Source organism: Streptomyces sp. NPDC005402 (genome assembly GCF_040606575.1).
Lineage (GTDB): Bacteria > Actinomycetota > Actinomycetes > Streptomycetales > Streptomycetaceae > Streptomyces.
This window is the reverse complement of sequence record NZ_JBEXFB010000017.1, coordinates 203,981-219,784: the sequence shown is the minus strand read 5'-3', so window position 1 is coordinate 219,784 and position 15,804 is coordinate 203,981. Positions and strand designations below refer to the sequence as shown.

At 71.9% G+C, this 15,804-nt stretch carries 16 protein-coding genes; 9 read left to right on the top strand and 7 right to left on the bottom strand.

What is annotated here, in order from left to right:
- The 3 genes from leuD to ABZT02_RS30205 form a co-directional block, all read left to right on the top strand.
- On the top strand, positions 1–498 hold a 498-nt coding region (gene leuD, locus ABZT02_RS30215), incomplete at its 5' end, for a 3-isopropylmalate dehydratase small subunit (protein ID WP_356022961.1).
- A 277-nt stretch (positions 499–775) separates the two neighbouring features.
- Complete coding sequence (locus tag ABZT02_RS30210) at positions 776–1,006, top strand: hypothetical protein (RefSeq protein ID WP_280849110.1); 231 nt, start codon at positions 776–778, stop codon at positions 1,004–1,006.
- 137 nt (positions 1,007–1,143) lie between these two features.
- Positions 1,144–1,791: an HU family DNA-binding protein gene (locus ABZT02_RS30205; protein ID WP_356022958.1), complete on the top strand. Its 648-nt coding sequence runs from the start codon at positions 1,144–1,146 to the stop codon at positions 1,789–1,791.
- Positions 1,792–1,862: 71 nt separating this feature from the next.
- Here the strand turns inward: ABZT02_RS30205 and ABZT02_RS30200 are convergent, their stop codons facing one another.
- Entirely contained in the window at positions 1,863–2,054 is a 192-nt protein-coding gene (locus tag ABZT02_RS30200) for a hypothetical protein (protein WP_356022956.1), read from the bottom strand.
- Positions 2,055–2,063: 9 nt separating this feature from the next.
- Positions 2,064–2,702 (bottom strand): 2-phospho-L-lactate guanylyltransferase, encoded by a 639-nt coding sequence (cofC, locus tag ABZT02_RS30195; protein WP_356022953.1) that lies wholly within the window; start codon positions 2,700–2,702, stop codon positions 2,064–2,066.
- Positions 2,703–2,857: 155 nt separating this feature from the next.
- On the opposite strand from cofC, the gene ABZT02_RS30190 reads away from it, so the two are divergent.
- From ABZT02_RS30190 to ABZT02_RS30180, 3 genes are all read left to right on the top strand, one after another.
- Complete coding sequence (locus ABZT02_RS30190) at positions 2,858–3,622, top strand: lysophospholipid acyltransferase family protein (RefSeq protein ID WP_356022950.1); 765 nt, start codon at positions 2,858–2,860, stop codon at positions 3,620–3,622.
- Positions 3,619–4,629, top strand: coding sequence for an NAD(P)H-dependent glycerol-3-phosphate dehydrogenase (locus ABZT02_RS30185; protein WP_356022948.1), 1,011 nt, complete (start codon positions 3,619–3,621; stop codon positions 4,627–4,629). The genes ABZT02_RS30190 and ABZT02_RS30185 overlap by 4 nt, the downstream gene beginning before the upstream one ends.
- An 82-nt stretch (positions 4,630–4,711) precedes the next feature.
- Positions 4,712–5,869: a D-alanine--D-alanine ligase family protein gene (locus tag ABZT02_RS30180; protein WP_356022945.1), complete on the top strand. Its 1,158-nt coding sequence runs from the start codon at positions 4,712–4,714 to the stop codon at positions 5,867–5,869.
- Positions 5,870–5,902: 33 nt separating this feature from the next.
- On the opposite strand, the gene ABZT02_RS30175 is transcribed toward ABZT02_RS30180, so the two are convergent.
- Positions 5,903–6,385 carry a DUF3515 domain-containing protein gene (locus tag ABZT02_RS30175; protein WP_356022943.1) on the bottom strand — a complete coding sequence of 161 codons (483 nt, stop codon included), beginning with the start codon at positions 6,383–6,385 and terminating at the stop codon, positions 5,903–5,905.
- 20 nt (positions 6,386–6,405) lie between these two features.
- Positions 6,406–6,639 (bottom strand): Lrp/AsnC ligand binding domain-containing protein, encoded by a 234-nt coding sequence (locus tag ABZT02_RS30170; RefSeq protein ID WP_003997603.1) that lies wholly within the window; start codon positions 6,637–6,639, stop codon positions 6,406–6,408.
- 206 nt (positions 6,640–6,845) lie between these two features.
- Here ABZT02_RS30170 and ABZT02_RS30165 point away from each other — a divergent pair, with 206 nt between their 5' ends.
- Positions 6,846–7,814, top strand: coding sequence for a thiamine-phosphate kinase (locus tag ABZT02_RS30165; protein ID WP_356022939.1), 969 nt, complete (start codon positions 6,846–6,848; stop codon positions 7,812–7,814).
- Entirely contained in the window at positions 7,811–8,611 is an 801-nt protein-coding gene (gene thiD / locus ABZT02_RS30160) for a bifunctional hydroxymethylpyrimidine kinase/phosphomethylpyrimidine kinase (protein WP_356022937.1), read from the top strand. Before ABZT02_RS30165 ends, thiD begins: the two co-directional genes overlap by 4 nt.
- A gap of 122 nt (positions 8,612–8,733) precedes the next feature.
- Here thiD and rpmB read toward each other — a convergent pair whose 3' ends face one another.
- A complete protein-coding gene (rpmB, locus tag ABZT02_RS30155; RefSeq protein ID WP_217234690.1) occupies positions 8,734–8,919 on the bottom strand; it encodes a 50S ribosomal protein L28 in 186 nt (61 codons plus the stop codon).
- A 256-nt stretch (positions 8,920–9,175) separates the two neighbouring features.
- Here rpmB and ABZT02_RS30150 point away from each other — a divergent pair, with 256 nt between their 5' ends.
- On the top strand, positions 9,176–10,876 hold the full coding sequence (locus ABZT02_RS30150; RefSeq protein WP_356022982.1) for a DAK2 domain-containing protein: 1,701 nt from the start codon (positions 9,176–9,178) through the stop codon (positions 10,874–10,876).
- 13 nt (positions 10,877–10,889) lie between these two features.
- On the opposite strand, the gene ABZT02_RS30145 is transcribed toward ABZT02_RS30150, so the two are convergent.
- Both ABZT02_RS30145 and ABZT02_RS30140 read right to left on the bottom strand, forming a co-directional pair.
- A complete protein-coding gene (locus ABZT02_RS30145) occupies positions 10,890–13,814 on the bottom strand; it encodes a tetratricopeptide repeat protein (RefSeq protein ID WP_356022934.1) in 2,925 nt (974 codons plus the stop codon).
- The gene (locus tag ABZT02_RS30140) at positions 13,814–15,646 is read right to left on the bottom strand and encodes an HSP90 family protein (RefSeq protein WP_356022931.1); all 1,833 of its coding nucleotides are present in this window, start codon (positions 15,644–15,646) and stop codon (positions 13,814–13,816) included. Before ABZT02_RS30140 ends, ABZT02_RS30145 begins: the two co-directional genes overlap by 1 nt.
- Positions 15,647–15,804: the final 158 nt, after the last annotated feature.

Sequence of the window (15,804 nt, the reverse complement as noted above, 5' to 3'; positions counted from 1 at the left end):
GTGACCCGGGACGGCTTCGAGGACGGACTGTTCGAGGCCTGGCGCAAGGACGAGAAATTCATCCTCAACCAGCCCGAGCGCAAGGGCGCCACGGTCCTGGTCGCCGGCCCCGACTTCGGCACCGGTTCCTCCCGTGAGCACGCGGTGTGGGCCCTGCAGAACTACGGCTTCAAGGCCGTGATCTCCTCCCGCTTCGCCGACATCTTCCGCGGCAACTCGCTCAAGAACGGCCTGCTCACGGTCGTTCTGGACCAGAAGATCGTGGACGCGCTCCAGGAGCTCACGGAGAACGACCCCACGGCCGAGATCACGGTCGACCTCGAGGCCCGCGAGGTGCGCGCCGAGGGCATCACCGCCGCCTTCGAGCTCGACGAGAACGCCCGTTGGCGGCTGCTGAACGGCCTGGACGACATCTCCATCACCCTCCAGAACGAGCCCGACATCGCCGCGTACGAGGCCAAGCGGCCCTCGTACAAGCCGCGGACGCTGCAGGCGTGACGCCGCCCCTCCTTCGGAGCAACTGAACAGGTCGAGTTTCGGCCAGCCCAACCCCCCTGCCGTACCCCCGATCAGCCCGATCGGGGGTACGGCCGTGTCTGCGCCCGGATGGCCTCGCACCGCGCGACACGCCCGCTCAACTTCCCACGTTACGGCGGGTGTTGTCGGGGTACGCGTCCCTTGTAGCCGTGACTCCCGGATGTGCCCGGAAGGCCGTTTGAGGCGGCAGTTGCACCCCTAGCAGGCGACAACTCGCCCCAGATGGCACAATCTGTGCATGGAACACGACGGCCAACTCGAGCTCTATGCGGCAGTCGCGGACCAACTGAAGGAAGCGCACGCAAGGGTGCGCGCACTGCAAGTCCCGGAGGGCGTACGGATGGCGCTGACCCGGAAGCTGCTGGTCATTACGGCCGCGGCCAAGCACGACGTCGTCGAAGCGACAAGGCGTCTGGAGGGGTTCATGACTGACCTCGACGCGGGTCGAATCCCGGAAGAGGAACGCTGAACAAGTCCAGAGCAGTCGAGTTCGTTGCGGCACAAGGGTGATAAGCCCGTTTCGTGTTTGATTTGCGGTATATATCTGCCTAACGTGCGAAAAAGCTTGAACAGTTTCGTTCTGGCAATGTCTCCGAAGGGGAAGACGTGAACAAGGCGCAGCTCGTAGAAGCGATTGCCGACAAGGTCGGCGGCCGCCAGCAGGCCGCCGACGCGGTCGACGCGGTCCTGGACGCCATCGTCCGCGCGACGGTCGCGGGCGACCGGGTCTCGGTCACCGGCTTCGGTTCGTTCGAGAAGGTCGACCGGCCGGCCCGTTACGCCCGCAACCCCCAGACAGGCGAGCGGGTTCGGGTCAAGAAGACCTCCGTGCCGCGCTTCCGCGCGGGCCAGGGCTTCAAGGACCTGGTGAGCGGCACGAAGAAGCTCCCGAAGAACGACGTCGCGGTCAAGAAGGCGCCCAAGGGCAGCCTGACCGGCGGGGCTTCGGCCACGGTCAAGAAGGCGGCCGCGAAGAGGGCCACCGCCAAGACCGCCGCCGCGAAGAAGACCACCGCGAAGAAGACGACGGCCAGGAAGACCACGGCCACCGCCAAGAAGACGACGGCCAAGCAGGCCACCGCCAAGAAGACGACCGGGACCGCCGCCAAGAGCACCGCGGCGAACAAGACCACCGCAAAGAAGACGACGGCCAAGAAGGCCCCGGCGAAGAAGGCGACCGCCAAGAAGGCGCCCGCCAAGAAGTCGGCTGCTCGCACCACCACCGCCAAGAAGGCCACGGCCCGCAAGAGGTAAGGGCACAGGGGCACTCACGCGCCGGGCCGGACTCCGCGTCGGAGTCCGGCCCGCGGCGTGTGCAAGGGGGTTCAGAAGGTCTGGAGAGTCACCAGGGTGACCTTGTCGCCGGCCATCTCGATGCGCACGCGCTGTCCGGGACGCAGCAGCCTCAGACCTCCCGCGTCGAACGCCGGCGCGTCGAAGGGCACGGGGGTGCCGTCGTCCAGAAGCACCTGCCCACTGCGGCTTTCGGGGTCGTACGTGTACGCGGTCGCCTGCATGGCCGCAGCCTACTGCCCGGGAATCAGCAGCCGCGCCGCGGCGGCGGCCGTCCGGGGCCCCACCCCGAGCGCGAGCGCGGCCCGCAGGTCATCGCCGGTGTCGACGTCCTGCCGTACGGAATCCACCTCGGCGAGGGGGAGTTCCGCCGCTCCCGAGGCGCGATGCCGGGCGCGCGAATCCGGGCCGAAGGCGGGACGCAATTCGGCGCCTTCCCCGGCCGCCAGCAGAGTGGTGCCGATTGCCGCCGCGTCCGCGAGAAAAGCGCGCGGGAATTCCGCGGCGGCGTCGAGGACCCGGGCCAATTCCAGAGGCCGTAGCGCCGGAAGGTCGGCGTTCAGGGCGGCGAGGGCGCTTTCGGGACGTGCCGAGCGTACGACGGCCGCCGCGTGCGCGAGGGCCGCGTTCAGGCCTCCTCGGGGCTCGTCGGGGACGATGCGGGCGCCCAGGGCCGCCAGCTCCCGGCCGGCCAGTGAGTCGTCGGTGACCACCGCCACATCCCCGACCGCCGGGCAGGCCAGCGCGGCCGCCACGGTGTCCTGGGCGAAGGCGAGGGCCAGACCCGGGCGCACCCTGTCGTCCGCGGTGTCCGAGAGCCTGCTCTTGGCCCGCGCCAGAGGCTTCAACGGGATGACCAACGTCCACTGCACGAGCGTTCCGTCCTTCTCTTGTCGCGGCCATTGTCACTCAGTCGTCACGCGCCCCATCTGGCGGTGTCCGTGGCGGGGCGTACGGTGTTCTCGACAGACAGGCGGCCTGGGGCGACACTTGTGCGGCCCCCCAGGCCCTAGAGGAAGGTGTCCGCGTGCCCCGCCGCAGAATCGGCTTCTGGTACCGCCTGGCAGCGGTGATCGCCAAACCGCCGCTCATGGTTCTGCTCAAGCGGGACTGGCGTGGAATGGAACACATTCCGGCTGACGGCGGATTTATCACCGCGGTCAACCACAATTCGCACATCGATCCCTTCGCGTACGCGCACTTCCAGTACAACACCGGCCGCGTTCCGCGATTCCTCGCGAAGAGCCCTCTTTTCAACAAGGGATTCATCGGCGCCATGATGCGCGGCACCGGGCAGATTCCCGTCTACCGCGAGACCACGGACGCGCTCAGCGCCTTCAGGGCCGCCATCGACGCCGTGGAACGCGGTGAATGCGTCGCGTTCTACCCCGAGGGCACCATCACCCGGGATCCCGCCCAGTGGCCCATGATCGGCAAGACCGGCGCCGCGCGCGTGGCCCTGCAGACCAAGTGCCCGGTGGTCCCGGTCGCGCAGTGGGGCGCCAACGAACTGCTGCCGCCGTACGCCAAGAAGCTCCACGTCCTTCCGCGCAAGACCTCGCACGTCCTCGCGGGGCCGCCCGTGGACCTGTCGCCGTTCTACGGCAAGGAGATGACCCCGGACCTCCTGAAGGAGGCCACCGAGGTCATCATGGCCGCCGTCACCGCCCAGCTGGAGATCATCCGGGGCGAGAAGGCACCCGGGACGGCGTACGACCCACGCCGCGAGCGGATCGAGCAGCGGCGCCGGACGCAGACCCAGAGCGGTCACGAGGGGGAGAAGAGCAAGTGAGCAAGCCCGTCAAGGCGGCCGTCTTCGGCACCGGTTCATGGGGCACCGCCTTCGGCATGGTGCTGGCCGACGCGGGGTGCGAGGTCACCCTGTGGGCGCGCCGCCCCGAACTCGCGGAAGCGGTCAACTCCACGCGCACGAACCCGGACTACCTCCCCGGCGTCGAACTCCCCGAGAACGTGAGGGCTACGGCGGACGCCGCGGAGGCAGCGCGCGACGCCGAGTTGACCGTCCTCGCGATCCCCTCGCAGACCCTGCGCGCCAACCTCGCCGAGTGGACCCCGCTGCTCGCCCCCGACACCGTCCTGGTCTCCCTCATGAAGGGCGTCGAGCTCGGCTCCGCCATGCGGATGAGCGAGGTGATCGAGGACGTCGCGAAGGTGGGCGCCGACCGCATCGCGGTGGTCACCGGACCCAACCTCGCGCGGGAGATCGCCGCCCGGATGCCGGCCGCCGCCGTGGTCGCCTGCACCGACGAGGCGGTCGCCCAGCGGCTCCAGGCGGCCTGCCACACGCCGTACTTCCGCCCCTACACCAACACCGACGTGGTGGGCTGCGAACTCGGCGGTGCCGTGAAGAACGTCATCGGCCTCGCCGTCGGCATCGCGGACGGCATGGGACTCGGTGACAACGCCAAGGGCTCGCTCATCACACGCGGTCTCGCCGAGACGACCCGGCTCGGCCTCGCCATGGGCGCCGATCCGCTGACCTTCTCCGGCCTCGCCGGTCTCGGCGACCTGGTGGCGACCTGCTCCTCGCCGCTGTCGCGCAACCACACCTTCGGCACCAACCTCGGCAAGGGCATGACCCTGCAGGAGACCATCGCGGTCACCAGGCAGACCGCCGAGGGCGTCAAGTCCTGTGAGTCGGTGCTGGATCTGGCCCGCAGGCACGGCGTCGACATGCCGATCACCGAGACGGTCGTCGGCATCGTGCACGAGGGCAAGTCCCCGGTGGTCGCCGTCAAGGAGCTGATGTCGCGCAGCGCGAAGCCCGAGCGACGCTGAGCCACGACGTAGGTTTTTGCCTCGTTCGCCGCAGAGGTGGACGCTGTCTCACGCCACTACCAACGGGTACTCTCAACGCGATATGAGCACCGAGAACCTCCCCCAGAGCCCTCAGCAGCCGCCTCGCAAGCCGCGCGTGGCCGTCGTGTTCGGCGGGCGCAGCTCCGAACACGGGATCTCCGTGGTCACCGCCGGCGCGGTACTGCGGGCCATCGACCGGACCAAGTACGACGTGCTGCCGATCGGCATCACCCGGGACGGCCGCTGGGCGCTCACCGCCGACGAACCGGAACGCATGGCGATCACCGAGCGCCGTACGCCGAGTGTCGAGGAACTCGCCGAGTCGAGCGAGGGCGGCGTGGTGCTCCCGGTCGACCCCGCGAACCGTGAAGTCGTCTACAGCGAGCCGGGATCGGTGCCCAAGGCGCTCGGCGAGGTCGACGTCGTCTTCCCCGTCCTGCACGGCCCCTACGGCGAGGACGGCACCCTCCAGGGCCTCCTGGAGCTCTCCGGGGTCCCGTACGTCGGCTCGGGCGTGCTCGCCTCGGCCGTCGGCCAGGACAAGGAGTACATGAAGCGGGTGTTCACCTCCTTCGGGCTCAAGGTCGGCCCGTACGTGGTGATCCGGCCGCGCGAGTGGGAGCGGGACGAGTCGGCGGCCCGCAAGAAGATCGTCGACTTCGCGGGTGAGCACGGCTGGCCGCTGTTCGTGAAGCCCGCGCGCGCGGGTTCGTCGATCGGCATCACCAAGGTCGACGACCTCTCCGGCCTGGACGAGGCGATCGCCGAGGCGCAGAGCCACGACCCGAAGATCCTCGTGGAGGCGGCGCTGCGGGGCCGCGAGATCGAGTGCGGTGTCCTGGAGTTCGAGGACGGCCCGCGCGCGTCGGTCCCGGCCGAGATCCCCCCGCCGCAGGAGCACGCGTACTACGACTTCGAGGCGAAGTACATCGACTCGACCCCGGGGATCGTGCCGGCACCGCTCACGCCCGAGGAGACGGCCGAGGTGCAGAGGCTCGCGGTCGACGCCTTCGACGCGGCCTCCTGCGAGGGCCTGGTCCGCGCGGACTTCTTCCTCACCGAGGACGGCGAGTTCGTGATCAACGAGATCAACACGCTCCCGGGCTTCACGCCGATCTCGATGTACCCGCAGATGTGGGAGAAGAGCGGGATCAGCTACCCGGAGCTGGTGGACCGGCTCATCGAGGCGGCACTTCGCAGGTCGACGGGGCTTCGGTAGCCGGTCGGCACGGCCTCGGCAGCCGGTCGGCGGCTAGTCGGCGATCCCTTCGGGGATCGCCTTCTTTATGCCCGGCGCCAGGTCCACCAGCGGCGCCATGCCGTCCGCGGTGCGGCCCTCGGGGATCGTCACCTCGACGTACGCCTTCCGCAGGGTCGTGGTGAACCGGAACGCCCCGTCGTCCCGCTTCTCCAGCAGCCACCCGACTCCGTCCGCCTCGACCCCGTCGGCCTCCGGATCGTCCATCTTCGAGGGCCGCTTCACACCGCACCGCAGTATGATCGCCGGGTCACCCCAGCCCGCGGTCAGCGCGGACGCGGGCTCGGGATCCCGACGGTCCTGGTCGTCGACCTTGGACGGCAGTACCCGGTCCAGTTCTCGGCACAGCTTCGTGACGCCCGTCCCCGGCGAGGGAACCGCCGCCGACGCGCTGTCGTCTGCGGAGGAGCAGCCCGCGACCGTGATCAGCAGGGCGAGCGCGGAAAGACCGAGAGGCCGGTGACGGAAGAAGTTCACCGGCCAAGGGTAGACGGGGGCTACAGATGGACGACCGGGCAGGTCAGGGTGCGGGTGATGCCGTCCACCTGCTGGACCTTGGCGACCACCATCCGGCCCAGGTCGTCCACGGTGTCGGCTTGTGCTCGGACGATCACGTCATACGGTCCTGTCACGTCCTCGGCCTGGATGACTCCAGGGATCTTGCTGATCGTCTCGGCGACGGTCGACGCCTTGCCGACCTCCGTCTGGATCAGGATGTACGCCTGTACCACGGAACCTCCAGGGCGGCCACGAGGATCATGTGGGGAAAAGGAACGCCACGGTATCGCGTCGCCGCGCGTCGCGGGGAGACCCGCGGGGACGCGGACACCCGTGCCGGGGTGCGGACACGACAGAAGTTCACGGTCCCCTCGACCGTATCGAGGACACTGATGACGCGCGACCGGGCACGGCACGGCACAGAAGGGGCGTAAGGGCCATGAAGGGCACTGTTGGTGAGCTCGGCGAGTTCGGGCTCATCAGGGAGCTCACCTCCCGTCTCACCACCACCCCGGCGGTCCGGGTGGGCCCCGGCGACGACGCCGCGGTGGTCGCCGCGCCCGACCGCAGGGTCGTGGCGAGCACCGACATCCTCCTGGAGGGCCGGCACTTCCGCCGCGACTGGTCCACGGCCTACGACGTCGGACGCAAGGCGGCCGCGCAGAACCTCGCGGACATCGCCGCCATGGGTGCCGTCCCGACCGCCCTGCTGCTCGGCCTGGTCGTGCCCGCCGAACTCCCCGTGACCTGGCCCTCGGAGCTCATGGACGGCCTGCGCGACGAGTGCCAGGTCGCGGGCGCGTCGGTGGTCGGCGGGGACGTCGTACGGGGAGACACGATCATGGTCTCCATCACCGCCCTCGGCGATCTGCGGGGCCAGGAGCCGGTGACCCGGGCCGGCGCCCAACCCGGCGACCTGGTGGCGGTGACCGGCTGGCTGGGCTGGTCGGCGGCCGGGTACGCGGTGCTCGCCCGCGGCTTCCGCTCGCCCCGTGCCTTCGTGGAGGCGCACCGGCGCCCCGAGCCGCCGTATCACGCGGGCCCGGCCGCCGCCGCGCTCGGCGCGACCGCGATGTGCGACGTGAGCGACGGGCTGATCGCGGACCTCGGACACATCGCCGAGGCCAGCAAGGTCCGGATCGACATCCGCTCCGGCGCGATCGACATCCCGACCCAGATGAGCGACATCGGGCAGGCCGTCGGTGTCGACCCGATCCAGTGGGTGCTGACCGGGGGAGAGGACCACGCGATCGTGGCGACCTTCTCGCCGGACGTGAAGCTCCCGGCCCGCTGGAAGGTGATCGGCGAGGTCCTCAACCCCTCGGCGCTGCCCCAGGTGACGGTCGACGGGGCGCCCTGGACGAGCAAGGGCGGCTGGGACCACTTCGGCGGGGACATCGAGTCGTGAAGCCGCTGGTGCTCACGGTTGCGGGCTCCGACTCCGGCGGCGGCGCCGGGATCCAGGCCGACCTGAAGACCATGCTCGCGCTCGGCGTGCACGGCATGAGTGTCGTCACGGCCGTCACCGCGCAGAACTCCCACGGCGTGCAGGGTGCTTGGGAGCTGCCGGTGGAGGCGGTGCGGGCCCAGTACCGCGCCGTCGTGGACGACATCGGCGTCCAGGCCGTGAAGACCGGGATGCTCGCCTCGGCCGAACTCGTCGAGGCGGTGGCCGAGTTGATCGACGCCACGGACGCTCCGGCCGTGATCGACCCCGTCGGTGTCTCCAAGCACGGCGACTCGCTGCTGGCCTCCTCCGCCCTGGACTCCGTACGCCGACGGCTGCTCCCGGCGGCCACCGTCGCCACCCCGAACCTCGACGAGGTGGCCCAACTCACCGGCGTCCGGGTCGAGTCGGAGATCCACCTGCGAGACGCCGCCGACGCCGTCCTGTCGTACGGACCGAAGTGGGTGCTCATCAAGGGCGGCCACCTCCCGGGTGACGCCGTCGACCTTCTGACCGACGGCTCCGAGGAGCATTGGCTGCGTGCGCCCCGCCTCGACAACCGGCACACCCACGGCACCGGCTGCACACTCGCCTCCGCGATCGCCTCACAGCTCGCGAAGGGGCGGTCCGTGCCGGAGGCGGTGACGGCCGCCAAGGAGTACGTCACCGGGGCGATCGCCGCCGGGTTCGCGCTGGGCGGCGGGATCGGACCCGTGGATCACGGCTGGGCGCTCACGCGGGGTGCTCCGGGAGCCTGACGTCCGCTTCCGGACGTCGCGCAGGGCCGGGCCGGCCTCAGGGCACGGCAAAAAGCCGGCCCACCCTGAGGTGGACCGGCTCAGTGCAGCGAACCAGCAGTGGCCGCGCGCTTAGCTGTGCGTCAGCGCGAGACCTTGCCGGCCTTGATGCACGAGGTGCAAGCGTTCAGGCGCTTCGGCGTCCCGCCGACCACGGTACGTACGCGCTGGATGTTCGGGTTCCAGCGACGGGACGTACGGCGGTGCGAGTGCGAGATGCTGTTGCCGAAGCCCGGCCCCTTGCCGCAGACGTCGCAGTTGGCAGCCACGGGTCACTCCAAAGACTTCAGATGCACTTACGGTGGATCCCGGCATGCCGGGATCGAGATCGCAGGATCAGAGATCTGAGTGGCGCTGCCAGGGGGATTGGCCCGATCTGCATCGGGCAACCGGAGCAGCATACAACGACTGCGCCAGCAGAACGAAACTACCATGGCTGATCAGGCACCCGCTCCCGGCCCTCTTCCGGCGGACACCCGCCCGGGGTCTACGCTGCGTCCAGTCCAGCAGCCCGAGGAGGCGCAGGTGGCGCAGGTGCCGCAGACATTCTTCGATGCTCTCGCGGTGCGCACCTGGTGCAGTCTCGCGCTGCGGGCGCTGGGCCGGGCCCGCGAGGAGATCGACGCGATCAACGTCTACCCGGTCGCCGACGGGGACACCGGCACCAACCTGTATCTGACGGCGGAGTCGGCGGCCGCGGCCGTGGAGGCCGTCTTCGAGGCCCACGACACCCATGGCTCGGGGAAACCGGCACTCGCCGACGCCGCGCGCGCCATGGCCCACGGAGCCCTCATAGGCGCCCGCGGCAACTCGGGCACGATCCTCGCCCAGCTGCTGCGGGGCATGGCCCAGGTGCTCGCCGCCGAAGGTGAGACGGCTCACACGGACGGCGACGGACTCCGGCTCGCCCTGCGGCACGCCGCCGACTCCGCCCGCCAGGCCGTGGCCCACCCCGTCGAAGGCACGGTCCTCACGGTCGCCTCGGCCGCCGCCGACGCGGCCGGGGCAGCGGAGGGCGACTGCGGGACGGTCGCCCGGGCCGCCTACGACGGAGCACGCGCCGCCCTCGCCGCGACACCCCGCCAGCTGGCCGTCCTGGAGCGCGCGGGAGTGGTGGACGCCGGCGGACGGGGGCTGGTGGCGGTGCTCGGGGCCCTGGTGGAGACCTTCACGGGGGAGGTGCCCAGGGCGGTGCCGGTGGTGAGCAGGACGTCCCCGGAAGCGTCGGCGAGCTCCCTGGAAGTCTCTGCCGAGGTTTTCGCGGCCTCCCCCGAAGAGTGCGCCGACGGCCCGGCCACCGGAGGCCCGGCCTTCGAGGTGATCTACCTCCTGGAGGCCGACGACACCGCCGTCGCGCGACTGCGGCAGCGGCTCGGCGGACTCGGGGACTCCCTCGTGGTGGTCGGCGGCGACGGACTGTGGAACGTCCATGTGCACGTCGACGACGCCGGCGCCGCCGTGGAGGCGGGCGTCGAGGCCGGGCGGCCGTACCGGATCCGCGTCACCCACTTCGGCCTCGGTGACGTGCACACCACCGGCGCCGAACGGCCGCCCCGCGAGCGCGCCCAGCGGGCCGTCGTCGCCGTCGTGCCCGGTGAGGGCCTGGCCGGGCTGTACACCGAGGCCGGGGCGACCGCCGTGCTCGCCCGCCCCGGGGAGCCGCCCGCGAGCGGGGAGCTCGTGGAGGCCGTACGACGGGCCCACGCGCGCGAGGTCGTGCTGCTGCCCAACGACGCCGATCTGCGCCACACCGCGGCCGCCGCGGCCGAGCAGGCCCGCACGGAGGGCATCCGGGTCGCGCTGATCCCGACCCGCTCCGCGGTCCAGGGCATCGCGGCGCTCGCCGTGCACGAACCGGAGCGCCGGTTCGACGAGGACGTCGTCCAGATGACCTCGGCGGCCGGCGCGACCCGCTACGCCGAGGTCGCCGTCGCCGAACGCCAGTCCTGGACCATGGCCGGCATCTGCCAGGCCGGTGACGTCCTCGGGCTCATCGACGGGGACGTGGCGGTGATCGGCTCGGACGTCACCGGCACCGCCGAGGCCGTCCTCGACCGCATGCTCTCGGCCGGCGGCGAGCTGGTCACCCTCGTCCTCGGCGACGAGGCCCCCGAGACCGTCGCCGACCACCTGGAGGCGCGCGTACGGGAGTCCTACCTCGCCGTGGACACGGTGGTGTACCGGGGCGGACGGCAGGGTGCCGTGCTGCTCATCGGGGTCGAGTAGAACCCCTGGGCGATCAGCTGTCCTGCCCCTCCATGAGCCTCAGCATCTGCTCCGCCTCGGCCCGCCGTGACCGTGCCGTGTCGTCGGGCCCGTCCGCGTCGCCGTAGGCGTCGAGCACCGCACGCGCGCGTGCCGCAGCCTCGGCCGGCCGGCTCAGGTCGGCCGCCAGCCAGCCCGCCGCGAGCTCGGCACCGGTCCGGGCGTCCAGGGCGTCGTCCCCCAGCGAGGCGAACACGACGATCGCCTCGACCACTTGGGCCAGTGCCTCCTCCAGCACGGCCTGGATCGACCCGTCATCGGCGTCCTCGGGTGCGGAACGCGCGAGCAGGTCCCCGAACTGCCGGTGGGTGTGCCCGAGTTCGCCGACCAGCCGCTGCCGCGCCGCCTCGTCGGCCCGCGTGTCACCCAGCGCGGCCTCGCACTCCCGGACCGCGTCCGCCATCAACTCCCGTGCCCGGTCCGCCCCGTCCTCCGCGCGCAGCGCGAGCCACGCGCGGGCGCGCAGCGCGCGGACGAGGCCGTGCACGTTGCCGAGCTCACGCCACAGAGCGCCCGCGCGCGCGTACGCCTGGTCGGCCTCGGCGGGCAGCCCCGCGGCCCCGAGGGACTCGGCGGCGAGGTGGGCGAGGGTCGCGTGGTCGTGCTGCTCGGGCCAGTGCCGGGCTGTCTCGGCGGCCTGAAGGCGCCGCTGGGCCGCCTCCCGGTGCTCGCCCAGCGCGCTCAGACAGTCGCCGAGCCACCACTGCGTCTGTACGACCGTCCCCTCGCCGTGCGTCTCCGCGCTCAGGTCGGGCAGCGCCGACTCCAGCACCTCCGCGGCCTCGGCCCAGCGGCCCAGGCGCAGCAGGAACCCGCCCAGCTGGTGCCGGGCCAGGGCACCCAGCGTCGGCCCCTCCCCGGCCTCGTCGGCCCAGTGAGCGGCCTCCAGGGCATGCTCGGCGGCCTCCTCCGCGAGCCCTTGGCCGGCCACGACCTCCGCCAGCTGGAGATGCAGCTGGGCCCGTCCGACCGCCTCCAGGTGCGGCCCACCGTGCTCCAGAGCCGCCCGCAGCGCCCGTTCCGTCCCGGCCGGGTCGCCCAGGTGGTGCCTGAGCCCGGCGAGCCTGGCCTCGTACTCCACCGCGAACCACGGCAGGCCCGCCGCCACGAACCGGGCCGCGGCGCCCGCGAACAGCTCCGCGGCGGCCTCCAGGTCGCCGGTCCGCGCGGCCAGCTCCGCCAGCATCGCCTGCGCCTCGGCGACCCGCGCGGCGAGCCGCACGTCGTCCCCGGCCCGCCCCTCGACCAGGGCGAGCACCTCCCGTACGGCCGACTCGGCGTCGGTCAGGAACGTCTCGTCCTCGCCCTCCTGCACCCGGCGCATCAGGATCCGTGCCCGGGACATCAGCACCGACGCCGTCTGCGGTACGCCCGTGTCGTCCGCGGAGTACAGCGCGAGGACCTCGTCGTACGGCCCGGCGACCGCCGTGAGCGCCTCGTCCACCTCGCCCGCCAGCGCGCGTACGTACGCGGCACGCGCGCTGGCGGCCAGCGCTTCGCCCAGGTCGCCCGCCTCCGCGTACAACTCGGCCGCCCGCTCGAACAGTTCGATGCCCTCGGGGCCCAGGTCCATCGCCTCGTGGTCGGCGATCTCGGCCCGGTCGCGCGGGTCCAGCTCGACGCCCTCGGCGGCCCGTGCGACCGCCGCCCACGCCTCCACCGCGTTCGGCTGGAGGGTGTCCGACAGGCGCCGGGCCTCGGCGACCAGCGCGGGCAGACCGGGCTCCCGCGCGGGAGCGGGGGCCGCGGGCGCCACCACGGGAGCGGCGGCCGTGCGGACCGCCCGTACTCCCAGTGGCAGCCGTTCCACCAGCGGCCGCTGCGCCATACGCGCGCGTGCCTGTTCACTGACGTGGGTCGTGCCGTTGCGCTCGTCGAAGCGGGCGGCCAGCGCGAGGGCCTCCTCGCGCGCGTGGGCGGCGAGTCCGGCCGCGGTCCAGGACCGACCCGCGGGCCCCGGCACCGGCCGCTCGCCCAGGCCCAGCTCGGTCAGCCGGTCCATCAGCAGGGCCACCACGGCTGTGAAGTCCAGCCTGCTGCGCGGGTGGCCGTCGGCAGTGAAGTACGCGGGACGCTCCGCGAGCAGCTCCAGGCCGCGTGCCTCGTTGCCGCTGAGCGCACAGAACTCGACGTGGTCCGCGTAGGCGCCGCGCATGCTCTCCATGGACCGCACGAGCCTGAAGCCCCGCAGATGGTTGGCGCGCGCCTCGTCGAGACGCCCCAGGCGCAGCAGCGGCCTGAGGGAGGACGCGAGAACCGCGTGCGGCTCGTGGGCGCAGGTGAACTCGCCCTGCAGGACCGGCGCCCACAGGTCGAGCGCCTCCTCGTCCCGCCCGCGCTGCGACTGCCACCAGCCCTGCTCGTGCAGCTCGCAGGCGTGGCAGTCGGCCATGCTGTCCCGGTCGGCGGCCAGCCACGCGGCGTACGCGCGCTCGGCCCGCTCCAGGTCCCCGACGTGCGCGGCCACGCTGTACTCGGCGCTGCGCACGGCCCGTTCGGAGTGCCCGGCCAGCCGGTAGCGGTGCTCCATCTCGCCGAGCCACTTCTCCATGGCGGCGAGCGGGATGTGCGGCTGGTCGAGCATGCCGGTGGTCATCCACTTGAAGACCCAGTGCAGGGAGTGCGTCTCGTACTCGTCGAAGTCCTCGGGGTGCTCGTCCCACATGCGCAGCAGCCGCGCGAAGGGGACGAACATCTTGGCCTTCTCGGAGCTGTAGTTGTAGACCTTCAGCTGGTGCCCGAGCGCCTCGATCACCGCGAGCGGGATGTTCAGCTTCTCGGCCTCGGCGAGCAGCTGTTCCGCGCGCGCGTTGCGGGCGGGCCCCTCCGGCTGCTCGGCGTTCTCCGCCATCGCCCGGCGCAGTGCGTCGAAGGCCGCGTTCCCGTCGGCTCCGCTCATCAGCGGCCCTCCTCGCCGTTGGTGGCCCACTCCAGCAGGCCTATGAAGGCCCGGTTCAGCAACGCCGAGTCCGCGGGCCTGAGCGGGCGCTGGGCCATCAGCAGCGCCTGCCCGTACAGGGACTCGGTGGCGGTGCCGATCAGCTCCGGATCGCCCAGTGAGCCGATCCGCCGTACCAGCGGGTTGAGATGGTTCAGCACGAGACGCGCGCGTGGGGCGCTCCCGCGCAGCGAGCCGAGGATGCCGGCCCACAGGTCGTCCGCCTGGTCCTCGGCCTCCGCGCGGGCCTGTTCGTGCCGGCCGTCCCGGTCGTCCAGGTGCAGCGCGGGCAGGGACAGCGGCCGGAAGGCACGCAGGACGACATCGCAGCCCAGCGGGTCGAGTCTGGCCCGCGCGGCCGCCAGGAAGCCCGACAGCGCCAGCTCCTCGGCCGGATCGACCAGGTCCATGTGGGCGGTGACGGTGTCCGCGTCCAGCTCGGCGACGACCGTCCCCGGCCGCACCGAGGGCAGCGCCTCGACCAGGTCGCTGTCGTAGGTGTAACCGCCGTTGACCACCCCGATGCCCTGCGCGGACGCGATCGGCGCGACCTGCCGGTACTCCTCGACGGTCCGCGTGAAGTGCACCACCGGGTGCCGCTGAGCGAACTCCTCGAGGGACAGCCGCCCGTCGGTCGTCTCGAACGGCAGCCACGGCAGCATCGTGCGCAGCATGTCCTTGTCGTGCCGCGCGAGCGACTTCACGCCGAGGTGGTGCACGGACAGGAAGGCCGCGAGCCGCTCCGGGTCCCCGGCGGCAAGGCCCGTCAGCCAGGACCGGATCCGCTCGCCGAGCGCCTCCCGTACGGCGGCCAGCGTCTCGTCCTCGTACAGCGACTCGCGCGAGGCCGTGGGCCGCAGGCTGTCGGTGTCCAGGACACAGCGCACGAAGAACGCCCAGTCCGGCAGCAGCTGTTCGGCCCGCTCGGTGAGCAGCATGCCCTTGAGGTGGACGCGATGGGTCGCCCGCTGGGCGGGACTGACCGCCGAGGGAAGGACGTACGCCACCCCGCGGATCCCGGCCAGCGGCACGTTCAGCTCGATCGAGTCCAGCGGGGTGAAGCCGAACAGGTCATGACAGTGCCGGGCCAGGGCCACCCTGCGGGTGGCGGGGGAGGGGTACGGCCGGTCCCAGGGCGCGGGCAGGTCGGTGATCGCCTCGTCGCCGACCCGGACGTCGTACGGCAGCAGCGAGCCGAAGTCCCGGGCGAGCCGGAGGACCCGCTCGGGCGCGAGCCACTCGCCGGCGCCCGCCCGGGCCACCAGATGCACCGTGGTCCCCGGCTCCGGACGGGCGTCGTGGGGCAGCGTCCGCACCCGGTACGAACCGTCGTCGCTCGCCGTCCACTCCACGGGCGGCGCGTCCGGCGTACGGGCGCTGCGGCTGACCACCCGGATCCGCTCGGCGACCACGAAACAGGCGAGCAGACCGATCCCGAACTGCCCGAGGAAGTCGGAGCGCACCTCCTGAAGGCCCTCGGCCCGCTTGGAACTGCGTCCGATGGTGGCCAGCAGGTCGTGCACGTCCGCCTCGGTGAGCCCGACCCCGGAGTCCTCGACCCGCAGGGCGCCCTCCTGCGCGTACAACCGCACGCGGGCAGGGGAGTCGGGCTGCTCGGCACGCCGGGCCGTGATCGCGTCCACCGCGTTCTGGAGCAGCTCGCGGAGATAGACCCTGGGGCTGGAGTAGAGGTGATGGGAGAGGAGGTCCACCAGACCGCGCAGGTCGACCTGGAACGTATGAGGTTGCTGAGGTACCTGGGGTGTCTGTGACTGTGAGGTCTGGGAATCCATCGTCGCAGCGCCGGTGGGGGGAACGTTCGCGCGGCGCGGGGTCGGGCGGTCCCGGGTGGGGCGGTGACCGCGGGCGGATGGCCGGAGCGCGCCATCGTATGCCCCCAACCAGCCGTCTGACCAGGGGTTTCCCGGTATGTATACGGCAATGTCAGTGG

Excerpts from the sequence above, each read along its gene's own strand:
- ABZT02_RS30165 (WP_356022939.1), top strand. The coding sequence starts at position 6,846 with ATGAAGGGCACTGTTGGTGAGCTCGGCGAGTTCGGGCTCATCAGGGAG.
- ABZT02_RS30180 (WP_356022945.1), top strand. The coding sequence starts at position 4,712 with ATGAGCACCGAGAACCTCCCCCAGAGCCCTCAGCAGCCGCCTCGCAAG.
- ABZT02_RS30200 (WP_356022956.1), bottom strand. The coding sequence starts at position 2,054 with ATGCAGGCGACCGCGTACACGTACGACCCCGAAAGCCGCAGTGGGCAG.
- ABZT02_RS30140 (WP_356022931.1), bottom strand. The coding sequence starts at position 15,646 with ATGGATTCCCAGACCTCACAGTCACAGACACCCCAGGTACCTCAGCAA.
- ABZT02_RS30210 (WP_280849110.1), top strand. The coding sequence starts at position 776 with ATGGAACACGACGGCCAACTCGAGCTCTATGCGGCAGTCGCGGACCAA.
- ABZT02_RS30145 (WP_356022934.1), bottom strand. The coding sequence starts at position 13,814 with ATGAGCGGAGCCGACGGGAACGCGGCCTTCGACGCACTGCGCCGGGCG.